The 16,207-nt window shown below is 74.0% G+C and carries 13 protein-coding genes and 1 pseudogene (1 of these 14 cut by a window edge); 12 read left to right on the top strand and 2 right to left on the bottom strand.

Annotated elements, in window-relative coordinates:
- Positions 1 to 16: 16 nt before the first annotated feature.
- Together BJ981_RS33070 and BJ981_RS33075 are read left to right on the top strand one after the other, a co-directional pair.
- The gene (locus BJ981_RS33070; protein WP_184617288.1) at positions 17 to 2,065 is read left to right on the top strand and encodes a copper resistance CopC/CopD family protein; all 2,049 of its coding nucleotides are present in this window, start codon (positions 17 to 19) and stop codon (positions 2,063 to 2,065) included.
- Positions 2,062 to 3,975: a S8 family serine peptidase gene (locus BJ981_RS33075; protein ID WP_184617289.1), complete on the top strand. Its 1,914-nt coding sequence runs from the start codon at positions 2,062 to 2,064 to the stop codon at positions 3,973 to 3,975. The genes BJ981_RS33070 and BJ981_RS33075 overlap by 4 nt, the downstream gene beginning before the upstream one ends.
- Before the next feature lies 1 nt (position 3,976).
- On the opposite strand, the gene BJ981_RS33080 is transcribed toward BJ981_RS33075, so the two are convergent.
- A complete protein-coding gene (locus BJ981_RS33080; protein WP_239139600.1) occupies positions 3,977 to 5,287 on the bottom strand; it encodes an MFS transporter in 1,311 nt (436 codons plus the stop codon).
- A 64-nt stretch (positions 5,288 to 5,351) separates the two neighbouring features.
- Complete coding sequence (locus BJ981_RS33085) at positions 5,352 to 7,025, bottom strand: class I adenylate-forming enzyme family protein (RefSeq protein WP_184617290.1); 1,674 nt, start codon at positions 7,023 to 7,025, stop codon at positions 5,352 to 5,354.
- A 180-nt stretch (positions 7,026 to 7,205) separates the two neighbouring features.
- On the opposite strand from BJ981_RS33085, the gene argC reads away from it, so the two are divergent.
- From argC to tyrS, 10 genes and pseudogenes are all read left to right on the top strand, one after another.
- Entirely contained in the window at positions 7,206 to 8,228 is a 1,023-nt protein-coding gene (gene argC / locus BJ981_RS33090) for an N-acetyl-gamma-glutamyl-phosphate reductase (protein ID WP_184617291.1), read from the top strand.
- Positions 8,229 to 8,268: 40 nt separating this feature from the next.
- The gene (argJ, locus tag BJ981_RS33095; protein ID WP_184617292.1) at positions 8,269 to 9,420 is read left to right on the top strand and encodes a bifunctional glutamate N-acetyltransferase/amino-acid acetyltransferase ArgJ; all 1,152 of its coding nucleotides are present in this window, start codon (positions 8,269 to 8,271) and stop codon (positions 9,418 to 9,420) included.
- The gene (argB, locus tag BJ981_RS33100; RefSeq protein ID WP_184617293.1) at positions 9,417 to 10,349 is read left to right on the top strand and encodes an acetylglutamate kinase; all 933 of its coding nucleotides are present in this window, start codon (positions 9,417 to 9,419) and stop codon (positions 10,347 to 10,349) included. The genes argJ and argB overlap by 4 nt, the downstream gene beginning before the upstream one ends.
- Positions 10,346 to 11,548, top strand: a complete 1,203-nt coding sequence (locus BJ981_RS33105) for an acetylornithine transaminase (protein WP_184617294.1) — start codon at positions 10,346 to 10,348, stop codon at positions 11,546 to 11,548. Before argB ends, BJ981_RS33105 begins: the two co-directional genes overlap by 4 nt.
- The gene (gene argF / locus BJ981_RS33110; RefSeq protein ID WP_184617295.1) at positions 11,545 to 12,474 is read left to right on the top strand and encodes an ornithine carbamoyltransferase; all 930 of its coding nucleotides are present in this window, start codon (positions 11,545 to 11,547) and stop codon (positions 12,472 to 12,474) included. Before BJ981_RS33105 ends, argF begins: the two co-directional genes overlap by 4 nt.
- Positions 12,471 to 12,986: an arginine repressor gene (locus BJ981_RS33115; protein ID WP_184617296.1), complete on the top strand. Its 516-nt coding sequence runs from the start codon at positions 12,471 to 12,473 to the stop codon at positions 12,984 to 12,986. The genes argF and BJ981_RS33115 overlap by 4 nt, the downstream gene beginning before the upstream one ends.
- 12 nt (positions 12,987 to 12,998) lie before the next feature.
- A pseudogene (locus BJ981_RS33120) lies at positions 12,999 to 13,241 on the top strand (hypothetical protein); the annotation flags it as partial.
- A 56-nt stretch (positions 13,242 to 13,297) separates the two neighbouring features.
- Positions 13,298 to 14,713: an argininosuccinate lyase gene (gene argH, locus BJ981_RS33125; RefSeq protein ID WP_184617297.1), complete on the top strand. Its 1,416-nt coding sequence runs from the start codon at positions 13,298 to 13,300 to the stop codon at positions 14,711 to 14,713.
- On the top strand, positions 14,695 to 15,342 hold the full coding sequence (locus BJ981_RS33130; protein WP_184617298.1) for a DNA-3-methyladenine glycosylase: 648 nt from the start codon (positions 14,695 to 14,697) through the stop codon (positions 15,340 to 15,342). Before argH ends, BJ981_RS33130 begins: the two co-directional genes overlap by 19 nt.
- 112 nt (positions 15,343 to 15,454) lie before the next feature.
- Positions 15,455 to 16,207: the 5' portion of a tyrosine--tRNA ligase gene (gene tyrS / locus BJ981_RS33135; RefSeq protein WP_184617299.1), read on the top strand. Its footprint extends 510 nt past the window's final position; 753 of the gene's 1,263 nt are visible here — the first part of the coding sequence; it begins with the start codon at positions 15,455 to 15,457; the stop codon falls past the right edge of the window.

The following is a 16,207-nucleotide window of genomic DNA, read 5'->3' on the forward strand; positions in this document are numbered from 1 at the left end:
TGTCCGCGCCGTTTTGATGGCAGGGCTGGTAGCGGGGTTGGCCGTGGTGTTGTGGGCGTCGCCGGCGCGGGCGCACGCCGAGCTGGTCGAGTCCGACCCGATCGCCGGGGCGGCCCTCCCCGAGGCGCCGCGTGCCGCCGTCCTGGCGTTCAGTGAGCGTGTCGCGCCGCGGCTCAGTTCGGCGCGGCTCCTGGACGGCTCGGGCCGTGTCCTTCCCGGCGCGAGGACCGTCGCCACCGGCGACCGCCTCACCGTCGAGCTTCCCCGCCTGGCCGTGGGCGCCTACGGCATCGCCTGGCGCGTCGTCTCCGAGGACGACGCGCACACGACCGACGGCGTCCTGCTCTTCACCGTGGGATCGGCGCCCCCGTCGGCCCTGGCGTCCGCCTCGTCGCCGTCCTCCGGCCCCCGGCCCTTCGACGTGGCGCTGCGCTGGGCGCGCCTGTGCCTGCTCGCCGGGTTGGCCGGCGGCCTGTCCACGGCCGGGTTCGTCCTCCGCCGGGTCCGCCCGCCGGTACCGCCCCTGCGGGTCGCCGCGGCCCGGCACCGCCTGGTCACGTTCGCCGCCGCCTGCGCCGCCCTCGCCGTCGCCGCCGGCCTCGCCGAACTCGCCGGAAAACCCCCCGCCCCCCAGTGGGAACGACTATGGCTCGCCCGCACCACGGCTCTGGCCATCCTCGCCGCCTACGCCCTGGCCCTCCGCCGCGCGACCTCCCACCACGCCAGATCCCTGCGAACCACGGCCACCCTCCACCCGGCCCCTTCCCGACCCTCTACCGCATCCGGGCTTCCATCCGCCGTCACCACCTCCACCATCCAGGAACGTCTCGCCATCCTCACCACCGCTCCCGAACGCGACACCTCCCCGGCGGCGGGCTACGGGGAGAGTTCGGCAGCGGTCTCGGTGGCGCAGGTCCCTGTGGCGGGGATGCCTGGTGACGGGGCCGTGGGCGGCTTGGCCGGGGGAGGGCCGCAGGTGGCAGCCAGGGAGCCGTTGCTCGTGAGGTGGCCGGTGGCCGGGGCCGTGCTCGCCGTACCGGCGACGGGCGTCGTGGTGACGGCCGAGGCATGGGCCGGGCACGCCGCCGCTCTCGGCGCTCCGGCGGTCGCCGCAGACGCCGTCCACATTCTGACCGCCCTGCTCTGGCTGGGCACGGTCACCGCGCTCGCCGTCCTGTTCGCGGCGAGCCCGGGGGACGGCCGCCCGCTGGTCCGCGCCTACCGTGCCCCCCTCACCCGTCTCGCCCTGGCGGGCGCCGTCCTGGCCGGGCTCACGGGCCTCCTGCACGCCCTGCTCCAGCTGGCCCCCTCCGCCGCCCCCCTGACCTCGCCGTACGGCAGGACACTGCTGGTGAAGGGCGCGATCGTCATCGTGGTGGCCGCCCTCGGCCTGACCGGCGCCCTCCGCTCCCGCGAACCCCGGCCCCTGGACGCGGTCCGCCCTCGCGGAAGCCGGGTGGCCGCCAAGGCCGTGTTCGCCCTGGCGGGCACCCTTCACTCCCGGAAGCCGGGGTACTCGGGCGTGCTCGGCTCTCGCGGGCACGGACGCAAGGCGACCCCCGAGGCGACCCCCTTCCGCTCCCGCGAACGGAGACGGGGAGACGCCCTTCCGTCCCACGAGGGGACGTCGGCGGACGTCCTTGGCGCGCGGACGCGCGGGCGGTGGGTGGCCGCCGAAGCCGTGGCGGGGGCCGTGCTGCTGCTGGCCGCGGGAACCCTCGCCGAGACCAGCCCCTCGCGGCGGCCCCCGGTTCCCGTGGCGGCGCGCACCCGTAGCGCGACCGTGACCGTGGACGACCTGGTCGTGGGCCTTTCGGTGACCCCCAACCGGGCGGGCGTCAACGGTTTCACCGTCACCGCCACCAGCTCGCGCCGCCCCGCGCCCGCGCCCATCGACGGCGTCGCGCTGGAGCTCCCCTCGGGCGGCACCGTGCTCCGTCCGACGGACCCCGGCCGTTACTTCGGCACCGCCGCCCTGAACCTGCTCGGCCCGGTACGGCTGACCATCGTGGTCCACCGCGCGGGCGCCCGCCTGGAAGTCCCCATGGTCTGGACCGTCGGATGAGACGCCCGCTCGCCATCGCCTTCCTCGTCCTGCTCGCGACCGCGCCCGCCCTCCCCGCGGCGGCCGTCGAGGCGGCCCCCAAGACCCCGGTGATCGTCGTGCTCAAGGACCAGGCGGACCCTGCCTCCCTCACCCGCGGCACACCCGGACGGCACGGGCGCAGGGCCGCCGTGGAACACGGGCTGCGGGCCAGGGCCGCGGCCGGGCAGAAGGACCTGCTGGCGCTGCTCCGCGCCCGCCGCTCCGAGGGCCTGGTCTCCGCCATCACCCCGCTATGGATCGTGAACGGCGTCGCGGTGACCGCCACCCGGCGGGTCCTGGCGGAGCTGGCCGCGCGTCCCGAGGTGCGCGAGATCCGGCCGGACCTGACGATCGCGGCTCCGGCGCTCGCCCGGTCCGCCGCCCCCGCCGAACCCGGCGTCGCCCGGGTCGGAGCCCCCGGCCTGTGGGACCTCGGGTACCGGGGGCAGGGCGTGGTCGTGGCCGCCCTGGACACCGGCGTGGACTCCACCCACCCCGACCTGGCCGGCCGCTTCCGAGGCGGCGCCCAGAGCTGGTACGACCCGAACGGCGAGCACCCGTCCACGCCCGTGGACGTGAACGGCCACGGCACCGCCACCATGGGCGTCATGGTCGGCGGCGACGCGGGCGGCACCGCCGTGGGCATGGCGCCGGACGCCCGCTGGATCGCCGCGAAGATCTTCAACGACCGGGGCGTGGCCACCGCCACCGGCATCCACCTGGCCCTGCAGTGGGCGCTGGACCCGGACGGCGACCCCGCCACCCCCGACGGGGCCGACGTCGTGAACAACTCCTGGACCGGCGCGACGACCGGATGCTCCCTTGACTTCCAGCTCGACCTGCGCGCCCTCCGCGCGGCCGGAGTGCTCCCGGTGTTCGCGGCGGGCAACTCCGGCCCCGAGCCCGGCTCGGTGCGCGCGCCCGCCGGCGACCCCGAGGCGTTCGCCGTCGGCGCCACCGACACGGCCGACGCGCTGGACCCGTCCAGCGGCCGCGGGCCCTCCGCCTGCCCCGGCGCGATGGCCCCGGCCCTGACCGCGCCGGGGGTGGACGTCAGGACCACCGACCTCTACGGCCTCTACACCGTCGCCTCGGGCACCTCTCTGTCCGCGCCGCACGTGTCGGGCGCCCTGGCCCTGCTGCTCAGCGCCTACCCCGACCTGGACGCCGACCGCCAGGCGGCGGCGCTGCGCGCGGGCGCGGCCGACCTCGGCGGCGCGGGCTTCGACGACGATTACGGAAGTGGCAGGCTGGACGTCCTCGCCTCCTATCGATGGCTCGCCTCCGCGCCCGGTTTCACGCTGGCCGCCACCCCCGCGTCCGCGACCGCCCAGGTGGGCGGGAGCGCCTCCTACACGGCCGTCGTCGCGGCGATGAACGGTTCCACCGACGAGGTGACCCTGTCGGCGACGGGCCTGCCCGCCGGGACGACCGCCGCCTGGACGCCCCCGAGCGTCACGGGCACGGGCGAATCCCGGCTCACGGTGACCGTCCCCCCGGAGACACCCCCCGGCGCCTATCCCTTGACGATCACCGGCACCTCCGGAAGCGCGACCCACTCCCGGCAGGTCACCCTGGTGGCCGCCACCGGCGACTTCACCCTCGCGGCCACGCCCGCCACCCTGTCGGCCCCCCGCGGCGGCTCGGCGAGCAGCATCGTCTCGGTCGCGCTCACCTCCGGCTCCGCCCCGAGCATCTCCCTTTCGGCGACCGGCCTGCCCGCGGGCACCACGGCGACCTTCGCCCCGAACCCGGTCACCGCCCCCGGCACCTCCCGCCTGACCGTACGCACCACCTCGTCGACCCCCCGCGGCACGTTCACCGTGGTCGTCACCGGAACCGCGGCCCCCCTCGCCCGCCGCACGACGATCACGTTCACCGTGCGCTGAGTCACGAGGCCGCGGCGGCCTCGCGGCGGGCGCGTTCGGCGAGGGCGTGTTCGTCGGTGCGGGCGTCGTAGGTGCGGAAGCGGGGGAGGGCGGCGGCCATCGCGGCGACCGCGCCCATGCACAGCAGGCCGCCGACGCCCAGGGAGAAGCGGGCGCCGCCGGCCTGGGCGAGGAGGCCCGCCCGCGCGTCGCCGAGCATCGGGCCGGTGGAGTACGACAGCAGTTCGATGCCGGCGAGCCGGCCGCGGTACTCGTCGGGGATGGTCTGGTTCCAGATCGTGCCGCGGAACACGCCGCTGATCATGTCGGCGCCCCCGGCCAGCGCGAGGAACGCCGCCATCAGCCAGATGTTGGGCATGATCGACGCCAGGACCACCCCGGCTCCCCACAGCGCCGCCGCGACGATCACCGCGCGGCCGTGGCGGTGGATGTGGGACGTCCAGCCTGAGGTGAGCGAGGCGATCACCGAGCCGACGCCGCCCGCCGCGTACAGCACGCCGAGCGCGGCGGGCGCGCGCAGCTCGTCGGCGAGGAAGGGGTAGAGGGCGTTGGAGAAGGCGAACACCATGGCGGCGATGTCGACCAGGTAGGTGCCCATGAGGTCGGGCCGGCGGACGGCGTAGCGCACACCTTCGACGAGGGAGCGCAGCGAGGCGGTGCCGTCCTCGCGGATCAGCGGGACGGGCCGCACGCGGACGAGCAGCACCAGCGACAGCACGAAGGTGACCACGTCCACGCCGTAGGAGACGGCCGGGCCGAGGGCGACGACCACGACGCCGCCGACCGCCGGGCCCACGATCATGCCGGCGTTGCGGGCCAGGGACTGGATCGCGAACGCGGCGCCCATCTGGTCCAGCTTGAGCACCCGGTTGATGATCGCCTGTTCGCTCGGCTGCCGCAGGCTGCTGAGCCCGGCGGCCAGCGCGGCCACCACGTACAGGACCGGGATCTGCGCGGCGCGGGGGAGCAGCACGGCGTTGGCCACCAGCAGGAGCGAGGTGACGCACAGGCCCGCCTCGGCCCAGATGACGATCTTGCGCCGGTCCAGCGCGTCGGCGATCGCGCCTCCCCACAGCCCGCACACCACCATGGGCACGAACTCCGCCAGGCTGACCAGGCCGACCGCGACGTAGGAGCCGGTGAGCTGCTTCATCTGGTACGGCACGGCGACCATGGTGAGCACGCTGCCGAACATGGAGATCATGCTGGAGCCGAGCAGCAGCCGGAAGTCTCGGGACTCCCGCAGGGGGCTCACGTCGAGACGCAGCCGCGCCAGCAGCGTTCTCAGGGATCGGGAAGGACCGTCGGACACAGGCGGCAGTGTGGAGGGCGCGCCGCGCCGCGGGCAACAGGTTTTCCCCGCCCGGCGCGCCGCCTCACAATCCCAGCGTCTCCTTGCGCAGCAGCGTCTTGAGGATCTTGCCACCCGGGTTGCGGGGCAGTTCGGCCTCGCGGAACCAGTACCGGACGGGGATCTTGAACGGCGCCAGCGTCCCGCCGAGGAAGCCCGACAGCTCATCGGCGGTCGCCGTGGCCCCGTGCCGCAGCCGCACGACCGCCCCGACCTGCTCGCCGAGTTCCTCGTCGGGGATGCCGATCACGGCGGCGTCGTCCACGTCGGGGTGCTCGAACAGGGCCGCCTCGACCTCCGCGCAGTACACGTTCTCGCCGCCGCGGATGACCATGTCCTTGGCGCGGTCGACGATGTAGACGTACCCCTCCTCGTCGACCCTGGCCAGGTCGCCGGTGTGCAGCCAGCCCGCGGCGAAGGTCTCCGCGGTGGCCTCCGGCCTGTTCCAGTACCCGGCGATGACGTTCGGCCCGCGCAGGCACAGCTCGCCGACCTCGCCGGTGGGCACCTCGTCGCCGAGCGGCCCGCAGACGCGCACGTCGCACACCGCGAGCGGCAGGCCGATGCTGTCCGGCCTGGCCAGGTAGGCGGGGCCGCTGTTGTAGATGGCGAGCGCGGTGGTCTCGGTCATGCCGTACCCGTTGGACGCCTGCCGCCGGGGCAGCCGGTCGCCGATGCGCTCCAGCAGCTTGGGCGGGGCGGGTGCGCCTCCGTAGCTCACCCCGCCAAGGCTGGATATGTCGTACTTATCCAGGTCGGGGTGGGACAGGAGCTGCCAGGTGTTGGTGGGCACACCCGTCATGATCGTGACCTTCTCGCGCTCGATGAGGGCGAGGGCCTCCCCGGGATCCCACTTGTACATCAGCACGAGCCCGCCTCCGGTGAACAGGGTCGGCGTCAGCACCGCGAAGCACCCGGTCGCGTGGAAGAGCGGCACGGTGAGCAGGGTTATCCGGCGCGTGGCGGCGGCCGAGGAGGGGTCCTTGCCCGCCAGGACGACGCTGCGCAGCAGCGCGTACGCCACGCTCATCGGCGACTGGCCGAGGTTGCGGTGGCTGCCGAGCGCGCCCTTGGGCAGCCCGGTCGTGCCGGAGGTGTAGAAGATCGTGGCCGGGTCCTCGGGCTCCAGGTCGACCGCGGGGAGGGTCACGCCGGCGCGCACCTCGCCGAGCACCTCGGAGAACTCCCGCGCCCCCGCGGGCGGCTCGCCGGAGAGCCGGGCGACGATCATCGGGACGCCCGTCGCCGCCAGCCGCGCGGCCCGCTCGCCGTCGGTGATGACCAGCCGCGCCCCGGAGTCCGTCACGCCGTACTCCAGCTCCTGCGCCGTCCACCAGGCGTTCAGCGGCACCGCGATCGCCCCGGCGGCGAGCACGGCCGAGAAGGCGATGATCCACTCGGGGTAGTTGCGCATGGCGATCGCGACGCGGTCGCCCTTGCTCACGCCGTACTCCCCGGCGAGCCGGTGCGCCAGCGTGGCCGCCCGCCGGTAGTGCTCCTCGAAGGTGAGGCGCTCGTCCTCGTAGACGACGAAGACCTTCTCGCCGTGGAGGCGGCTGTTCTCCAGCAGGGCCCGGAACGTGAGCGGGGCGTGCCGCCACGTCCGCACGCGCGCCCCGCCGGCCTCGATCTCCTCCATCTCGAAGAGCTGTCCGGGACCGGTCAGCCGTGCCAGGGCCTGCTCGTGCGTGACAGTCATGCGCCGTGACTCCCGAGGAGTAGTGCGAGTGCCTTTCCCCGACGATACCGACCGGTAAGTACGGCGAACAGGGGCCGCGCGGCCGGAGGAAGTCTTGCATAATGATGCTGAGCGATGCATACTCTCTCCCAGGCAGGTTCATGAGGGGCAGTGCATGAATATGCAAAAAAGGGGGAGCGGATGAAGGCGGCGATCGCCGGAGCCAGCGGCTACGCGGGAGGCGAGCTGCTGCGCCTGCTCCTCGACCACCCCGCCATCGAGATCGGCGCCCTCACGGCCGGCTCCAGCGCCGGCGACCCGCTCGGCGCCCACCAGCCGCACCTGCCCTCGCTGGCCGGCCGCGTGCTGCTCGACACCACCCCCGAGGCCCTCGCCGGCCACGACGTCGTCTACCTCGCGCTGCCCCACGGCCACTCCGCCGCCGTCGCCGAGATCCTCGGCGACGACACGCTCGTCGTCGACTGCGGCGCCGACTTCCGCCTCCAGGACGCCGCCGCCTGGGAGCACTTCTACGGCGGCCCCCACGCCGGGACCTGGCCGTACGGCCTCCCCGAGCTGCCCGGCCAGCGCGACCTGCTCAAGGGCGCCCGCCGCGTGGCCGTCCCCGGCTGCTACCCGACCTCGGTCACCCTGGCCCTGTTCCCCGCCTTCGCCGCGGGCCTGGCCGAGCCCGACGTCGTCGTGGTCGCCGCCAGCGGCGCATCCGGCGCGGGCAGGTCCCCCAAGCCGCACCTTCTCGGCAGCGAGGTCATGGGCTCGGCCACCGCCTACGGCGTCGGCGGCACCCACCGCCACACCCCCGAGATGGAGCAGAACCTCTCGAGGGTCGCCGGCCGGCCGGTCACGGTGTCCTTCACCCCGGTCCTGGCCCCGATGAGCCGCGGCATCCTCGCCACCTGCACCGCGCCCGCCGCTCCCGGCCTGACCGCCGCGGCGCTGCGCGAGGCGTACGCCGCGGCGGTCGAACACGAGCCGTTCCTGCGCCTGCTGCCCGAGGGCGTCTGGCCCGCCACCTCCATGACCCTCGGCTCCAACACCGCCGCGCTCCAGGTGACCCTCGACGAGCGGGCGGGCCGCGTCGTCGCCGTCATCGCCATCGACAACCTCACCAAGGGCACCGCGGGCGGGGCGATCCAGAGCACCAACATCGCCCTCGGCCTCGCGGAAGAACTCGGCCTTCCCCTCAACGGAGTCGCACCATGAGCGAGCCCACCACGCCAGGACCCACCTTCGGGGGGCACGCGTGAGCGTCACCGCCCCCCTCGGCTTCCGCGCCGCCGGCGTCACCGCCGGGCTCAAGCAGCGCGGCGCCCGCGACATCGCCCTCGTCGTCAACGACGGCCCCTCGCGCGCCGCCGCCGGCGTCTTCACCCGCAACCGCGTCCAGGCCGCGCCCGTCCTGTGGAGCCGGCAGGTCCTCACCGGCGGCAGGGTCAGGGCCGTCGTCCTCAACTCCGGCGGCGCCAACGCCTGCACCGGCCCGGCCGGCTTCCAGGACACCCACGCCACCGCCGAGAAGGTCGCCGAGCTGCTCGGCGACTCCGCCGGCGAGGTCGCCGTCTGCTCCACGGGGCTGATCGGCGAGCGCCTGCCGATGGACCTGCTGCTGCCGGGCGTCGAGGCCGCGGCGGGCCAGCTCTCCCGGGACGGCGGCCTGGCCGCCGCCGACGCCATCCGCACCACCGACACCGTCACCAAGATCTCCTTCCGCAGGGGAGAGGGGTACATGGTGGGCGGCATGGCCAAGGGCGCCGGCATGCTCGCCCCCGGCATGGCCACCATGCTCTGCGTGATCACCACCGACGCCGACGTGCCCGCCGCCGAGCTGGACCGGGTGCTGCGCGCCGCCGTGTCCGTCACCTTCGACCGCCTGGACACCGACGGCTGCATGTCCACCAACGACACCGTCCTCCTGCTCGCCAGCGGGGCCTCCGGCGTCACGCCCGCCCCCGGCGAGCTGGAGCGGAAGGTCACCGAGGTCTGCGCCGACCTGGCGCGCCAGCTTCTGGTCGACGCCGAGGGCGCCACCAAGGCCATCGCCATCGAGGTCGTCGGCTCCGCCTCCGAGGCCGACGCCGTCGAGGTCGGCCGCGCCGTCGCCAGGTCCAACCTCCTCAAGTGCGCCATCCACGGCGAGGACCCGAACTGGGGCCGCGTCCTGTCGGCGGTGGGCACCACCGGGGCCGCCTTCGAGCCCGACCGCGTCAACGTCGCGATCAACGGCATCTGGATCTGCCGCGGCGGCGCGGCCGGAGACGACCGCGCCAAGGTCGACCTGCGGCCCCGCGACGTCACGATCACCATCGATCTGTCCGCGGGACCGCACTCCGCGACCGTCCACACCACCGACCTCACCGCGGAGTACGTCCACGAGAACTCGGCGTACTCGACATGAGCGCCCCCGGCGAGACCACCGGGACCGGCCCCCTGCGCGCGCCGCACGCCAAGGCGGCCGTCCTCATCGAGGCCCTGCCGTGGCTGGAGCGCTTCCGCGGCCGCACGGTCGTCGTCAAGTACGGCGGCAACGCCATGACCGACGAGTCCCTGCGCCGGGCGTTCGCCGACGACATGGTCTTCCTCCTGCACGCCGGCCTCAAGCCCGTCGTCGTGCACGGCGGAGGGCCCCAGATCAACGCCCACCTGGACCGCCTCGGCATCGAGAGCAGCTTCACCGCGGGGCTGCGCGTCACCACGCCCGAGGCCATGCAGGTGGTGCGCATGGTGCTGGTCGGCCAGGTCAACCGCGACGTCGTCGGCCTGATCAACCGGCACGGCCCCTTCGCCGTCGGCATGTCGGGCGAGGACGCCCACCTGCTGACCGCCGTGCGCAAGCACGCGCAGGTCGATGGCCGTAAAGTGGACATCGGCCAGGTCGGCGACATCGTCAAGGTGGAGGCCGGGGCCGTGCGCGCCCTGCTGGACGACGGCCGCATCCCGGTCGTGTCCTCCATCGCCCGCGGCGAGGACGGCGAGGTCTACAACGTCAACGCCGACACCGCCGCCGCGGCCCTCGCGGTCGCGCTGGAGGCGGAGAAGCTCGTCGTGCTCACCGACGTCGAGGGTCTGTACGCCGACTGGCCCGCCTCGGGCGACGGCGGCGCCGCCGCCAAGGTCATCAGCCACATCACCGCACCCGAGCTGAAGGCGCTGCTGCCGAGCCTGTCCAGCGGCATGGCGCCCAAGATGGAGGCGTGCCTGACCGCCGTCACCGGCGGCGTGCCGCAGGCGCACGTCCTGGACGGCAGGGTGCCACACTCGGTGCTGCTCGAAATCTTCACGGACGAGGGGATCGGAACCATGGTGTCGCCGGAGGCCCGGTCATGACCGGCCAGGGCGCGAGCGCGGGCTCGCTCCAGCAGCGCTTCGAGGCGTCGTTCATGCCCACCTACGGCGTGCCGCCCGTGGTGCCGGTGCGCGGCGAGGGCTGCCACGTGTGGGACGCCGACGGCGCCCGCTACCTCGACCTCATCGCGGGCATCGCGGTCAGCTCCCTCGGCCACGCGCACCCCGCGCTGGTCGAGGCCGTCACCCGCCAGGTCGGCGCCATCGCCCACACCTCCAACCTGTTCGTCAACGAGCCCGAGGTCCTGCTCGCCGAGCGCCTCCTCGGCCTGCTGAAGGCCCCGGCCCGCGTCTTCATGGCCAACTCCGGCGCCGAGGCCAACGAGTGCGCGCTCAAGCTCGCCATCCGGCACGGCAAGACCACCGGCAGGACGTACTTCGTCGCCGCCGAGAACGGCTTCCACGGCCGCACGCTCGGCGCGCTGTCGCTGACCGGCAAGCCGTCCATCCGCGACCAGTTCGGGCCCTTCCCGCTCGACATCCGCTTCGTCCCCTACGGCGACCCCGACGCGCTCAAGCAGGCCGTCACCGAGGACTGCGCCGCCGTGTTCCTCGAGCCGACTCAGGGCGAGGCCGGCGTCGTCCCCCCGCCCGCCGGCTACTTCGCCGCCGCCCGCGAGGTCTGCGACGCCACCGGCGCGCTGCTCGTCCTGGACGAGATCCAGTCCGCGATCGGCCGCACCGGCCACTGGTTCGCCCACCAGCACGACGGCATCATCCCCGACGTCCTCACCCTCGCCAAGGGCCTCGGCGGCGGCCTGCCGATCGGCGCCTGCGTCGGCTTCGGCGACGCAGGCACGATCTTCGCCAAGGGCGACCACGGCTCCACCTTCGGCGGCAACCCCGTCTCCAGCGCCGCCGCCCTCGCCGTCCTCGACACCATCGAGCGCGACGACCTGCTCGACCACGTCCGCACCATCGGCGCCCGCCTCGCTGCCGGCATCGACACCGTCGGCCACCCGCTGCTCGCCCGCGTCCGCGGCCGGGGCCTGTGGCTGGCCGCCGTGCTCACCTCCGACGCCGCCCCGGCCGTCCAGGCCGCCGCCCAGCGCGCCGGCTTCCTGGTCAACGCCGTCCAGCCGGACGCCATCCGCATCGCCCCGCCCCTGGTGATCACCGCCGAGCAGGCCGACTCCTTCGTCGAGGCCCTGCCCGCGATCCTGACGGAGGCGTCCGGATGACCCACGACACCCCGCGGCACTTCCTGCGCGACGACGACCTCACGCCCGCCGAGCAGGCCGAGGTCCTCGACCTCGCCGAGGCCCTCAAGAAGGACCGCCACGGCCACCGCCCGCTCGCCGGCCCCAAGACCGTCGCGGTGCTCTTCGACAAGCACTCCACCCGCACCCGGGTCTCCTTCGCGGTCGGCGTCGCCGAGCTCGGCGGCCACCCGCTGATCATCGACGCGGCGGGCTCCCAGCTCGGCCGCGGCGAGCCCGTCGAGGACACCGCGCGCGTGCTGTCCCGCCAGGTCGCCGCCATCGTCTGGCGCACCTTCGGCCAGGAGCGCATCGACGCCATGGCCTCGGCCTCCACGGTGCCGGTGGTCAACGCGCTCACCGACGAGTTCCACCCCTGCCAGATCCTCGCCGACCTGCTCACCGTGCGCGAGCGCCTCGGCGGCACGGCCGGGCACGTCCTCACCTACCTGGGCGACGGCGCCAACAACATGGCCCACTCCTACCTGCTGGGCGGCGCCACCGCCGGCATGCACGTGCGGATCGCCGCCCCGCCCGCCCACCACCCCGACACGCTGATCCTCAACCGCGCCGCCCAGATCGCGGCCACCACCGGCGGCTCGGTCACCGTCCTGACCGACCCCGCCGTCGCCGCCGCGGGCGCGCACGTCCTGGCCACCGACACCTGGGTCTCCATGGGCCAGGCCGGCAAGGACGAACGCGTGGCCGTCCTCATGCCCTACCAGCTCAACGCCGAGACCCTCGCCCTGGCCGCGCCCGGCGCCGTCGTGCTGCACTGCCTGCCCGCCTACCGCGGCATGGAGATCACCGCCGAGGTCCTCGACGGTCCGCACAGCGCCGTCTGGGACCAGGCCGAGAACCGCCTGCACGCGCAGAAGGCCCTGCTCCAATGGCTGGTCGGCCGATGACCGTCCCGCTCACCAAGGCCGGAAGGCACGCCAAGATCGCCGAGCTGGTCACCCGTCACAAGGTGAGGTCCCAGCCCGAGCTGGCCCGGCTGCTCGCCGAGAGCGGCGTCGAGGTCACCCAGGCCACCCTCTCGCGCGACCTCGACGAACTCGGCGCGATGAAGCTGCGCGCCGACGACGGCTCGCTGGTCTACGCCCTGCCGGGCGAGGGCGGCGGCCGCATCCCCCTGGCCCGCGTCGGCACTGGCGAGACCCCCGCCGCCCGGCTGCGCCGCGTGGCGGAAGAGCTCCTCGTCTCGGCCGAGGCCTCGGCCAACCTCGTGATCGTGCGCACGCCACCGGGCGCCGCGCAGTTCCTGGCCTCCGCCCTCGACCACGCCGACTGGCAGTCCATCCTCGGCACGGTCGCGGGAGACGACACGGTCCTGGTCATCAGCCGGGACCCTCAGGGAGGCGAGTCGCTCGCCGGATCACTGGTCCGCCTGACGGACCGACGAGGCCAGACCGCATGAGACGACCGCCCCGCCCGGCGCCATGTCTCCGGCGAGATCCGCATGACCCTGCACGCCGGCCGGGCCGTCGTGAGCGGGCGGCGCTCCGAGACGTCGCTGTACGACTTCTCGCTCGCCACCTACGACACCGGCGACGCCTTCGACCAGTGCCTGGCGAAGGGCTTCGTGCAGCTCTGGAGCCTGCCCTCCAAGATCGCCGCCGCGCGCGACGGCCGTCTCGGCCGACCTCGGTTTTGGGCTAGGGTCGCGGATTGAGCGTTCGGACAGGGAAGTCGAGAGAAGAGGAAACGGTGGCTGAGGGTGGTAAGCCCATGCGGCTCTGGGGTGGCAGGTTCGAAGGCGGTCCGGCCGACGCGCTGACCCGATTGTCGGTCAGCGTGCAGTTCGACTGGCGGCTCGCGCCGTACGATCTGCTGGCGTCCCGGGCCCACGCCCGGGTGCTCCACCGCGCGGGGCTGCTCAGCGAGGACGAGCTGACGCGCATGATCGGAGCCCTCGAGGATCTCGAGGAGGCGTGCAGGTCCGGCTCCTTCCGGCCGACCGTGGCCGACGAGGACGTCCACACCGCGCTGGAGCGCGGGCTGCTGGAGCGTCTCGGCTCGCTCGGCGGCAAGCTCCGCGCCGGCCGCAGCCGCAACGACCAGGTCGCCACCGACCTGCGCCTCTACCTGCGCGACCACGTCCGCCACATCGTGTCCCGGCTGGTCGAGCTGGAGACCGCGCTGATGAGCCAGGCCGAGGAGCACGCCGCCACCGCGGCGCCCGGCATGACCCACCTGCAGCACGCCCAGCCGGTCTCCTTCGGCCACCAGCTCCTGGCGCACGTCCACCCGATCTCCCGCGACATCGACCGGCTGCGCGACTGGGACCGCCGCGCGGCCGTGTCCCCCCTCGGCGCGGGCGCCCTGGCCGGGTCCTCTCTGCCCCTGGACCCGCAGGCCGTCGCCGAGGAGCTCGGCTTCGCCGCCGCGGCGCCCAACTCCATGGACGCCGTCGCCGACCGCGACTTCGCCGCCGAGTTCCTGTTCTGCGCGGCGCTGATCGGCGTCCACCTGTCGCGGCTCGGCGAAGAGATCGTCCTGTGGGCCTCCCAGGAGTTCCACTGGATCGAGATGGACGACGCCTACTCCACCGGCTCGTCGATCATGCCCCAGAAGAAGAACCCCGACGTCGCCGAGCTGGCCCGCGGCAAGTCCGGCAGGCTCATCGGCAACCTGGTGTCCCTGCTCACCGTCCTCAAGGGCCTGCCGCTCACCTACAACCGCGACCTGCAGGAGGACAAGGAGCCGATCTTCGACACCGTCGACACGCTCCTGCTCGTCCTGCCCGCGATGTCCGGCCTGGTCGCCACCATGCGGGTGAACACCGCCCGGCTGGAGTCCTCGGCCCCCGACGGCTTCGCGCTGGCCACCGACCTCGCCGAGCTCCTCGTCCGCAAGGGGGTGCCCTTCCGCGACGCCCACGAGGCCGTCGGGCACCTGGTCGTCTGGTGCCAGGTCAACGACACCACCTTCGAGAGGCTCACCGAGGACGACCTGGCCAAGATCTCCCCCCACTTCGCCGCGGCCACCGGCGAGGGCGGCAGCCCCCTCGACGTCCTCAACGTCCAGGGCGCCCTGGCCTCGCGCAAGGCCCACGGAGGCACGGCGCCCGACCGGGTGCGCGACCAGCTCGCCGTCCTCCGCGAGATCGTCGACGGCCAGGCGGCGTGGGCGAGCGGCTCCTAGGCAGGGAGTTCTTCGACCGGCCCTCGGACGTGGTCGCCCCCGGCCTGCTCGGGCGCGTCCTGGTCCACGGGCCGGTCGCCGTGCGCCTCACCGAGGTCGAGGCGTACGGCCCGCCGGGGCACGACCCGGCCTCCCACACCTACCGCGGCCGCACGCCCCGCAACGCCGTCATGTTCGGCCCGCCCGGCCACCTGTACGTCTACTTCACCTACGGCATGCACTACTGCGCCAACCTCGTCTGCCTGCCCGAGGGCATGGGCTCGGGCGTGCTGCTCCGCGCCGGAGAGGTCATCGAGGGCGCCGACGTCGCCCGCGCCCGCCGCCACCGGCCCGCCACCTCAGGCCCGCTCACCCATCCCGGCCGCGTGCCCGCCGAACGCGACCTCGCCCGGGGGCCCGCCCGGCTGGCCGTCGCGCTCGGCATCGGCAGGGAGCACAACGGCCTCGACTGCTGCGTCCCCGGCGAGCTGCGCGTGCTCGAGGGCGACCCCCCGAGCCCCGCGGCCGTCCGCTCCGGCCCGCGCACCGGCGTCTCCAGCGCCGCCGACACCCCCTGGCGCTTCTGGATCGACGGCGACCCCACCGTCTCCCCGTACCGCAAGCACGTCCCTAAGACCCGCCCGAACTGACCCCGCGACCTCGTCACGGCGCGGCTATCAAGTGGCGCGGTGGTGAGATGATCGGGCAGGCTGTAACCAGGCGAAAGCCTTCCCTATCACATCGACGACGAAAGCCGGGATCGTGACCGACATCCTCGACGACCTTGCGTGGCGCGGCCTGATCGCGCAGTCCACCGACATCGACGCCCTTCGCGCGGCGATGGCCGAAGGTCCCATCACGGTCTATTGCGGCTTCGACCCGACCGCGCCGTCCCTGCACGTCGGCAACCTGGTCCCGCTGCTCACGCTCGCGCGCATCCAGCGGGCGGGACACCGCGCCATCGGCCTGGTCGGCGGCGCCACCGGGCTCATCGGCGACCCCAGCGGCAAGAGCGAGGAACGCGCCCTCAACTCCACCGAGGTCGTCGCCGAGTGGGTGCGGCGCATCCGTGTCCAGGTCGAGAAGTTCATCGACCTCACCGGCGACTCCATCCTGGTGAGCAACCTCGACTGGACCCAGGGACTCTCGGCGATCGACTTCCTGCGCGACGTCGGCAAGCACTTCCCGGTGAACCGCATGCTCGCCCGCGAGTCCGTCTCGGCCCGCCTCGCCGGCGAAGGGCTGAGCTACACCGAGTTCAGCTACCAGATCCTCCAGGCCAACGACTACCTGGAGCTGTACCGGCGGCACGGCTGCACCCTGCAGATCGGCGGCAGCGACCAGTGGGGCAACATCACCGCAGGCTGCGACCTCGTCCGCCGCGTCGAGGGCGGGCACGTCCACGCCCTGACCGTCCCGCTCATCACCAAGGCCGACGGCACCAAGTTCGGCAAGACCGCCGGCGGAGCCGTCTGGCTCGACCCCGAGCTGACCTCGCCCTACGCCTTCTACCAG

Source organism: Sphaerisporangium krabiense (assembly GCF_014200435.1).
In the GTDB taxonomy this organism is placed as follows: domain Bacteria; phylum Actinomycetota; class Actinomycetes; order Streptosporangiales; family Streptosporangiaceae; genus Sphaerisporangium; species Sphaerisporangium krabiense.

Bases quoted from the DNA above. Each gene is read 5' to 3' on its own strand.
- argH (WP_184617297.1), top strand. From the start codon at position 13,298: ATGCGGCTCTGGGGTGGCAGGTTCGAAGGCGGTCCGGCCGACGCGCTG.
- argC (WP_184617291.1), top strand. From the start codon at position 7,206: ATGAAGGCGGCGATCGCCGGAGCCAGCGGCTACGCGGGAGGCGAGCTG.
- argF (WP_184617295.1), top strand. From the start codon at position 11,545: ATGACCCACGACACCCCGCGGCACTTCCTGCGCGACGACGACCTCACG.
- BJ981_RS33085 (WP_184617290.1), bottom strand. From the start codon at position 7,025: ATGACTGTCACGCACGAGCAGGCCCTGGCACGGCTGACCGGTCCCGGA.
- BJ981_RS33115 (WP_184617296.1), top strand. From the start codon at position 12,471: ATGACCGTCCCGCTCACCAAGGCCGGAAGGCACGCCAAGATCGCCGAG.
- BJ981_RS33070 (WP_184617288.1), top strand. From the start codon at position 17: ATGGCAGGGCTGGTAGCGGGGTTGGCCGTGGTGTTGTGGGCGTCGCCG.
- BJ981_RS33075 (WP_184617289.1), top strand. From the start codon at position 2,062: ATGAGACGCCCGCTCGCCATCGCCTTCCTCGTCCTGCTCGCGACCGCG.
- BJ981_RS33105 (WP_184617294.1), top strand. From the start codon at position 10,346: ATGACCGGCCAGGGCGCGAGCGCGGGCTCGCTCCAGCAGCGCTTCGAG.
- argB (WP_184617293.1), top strand. From the start codon at position 9,417: ATGAGCGCCCCCGGCGAGACCACCGGGACCGGCCCCCTGCGCGCGCCG.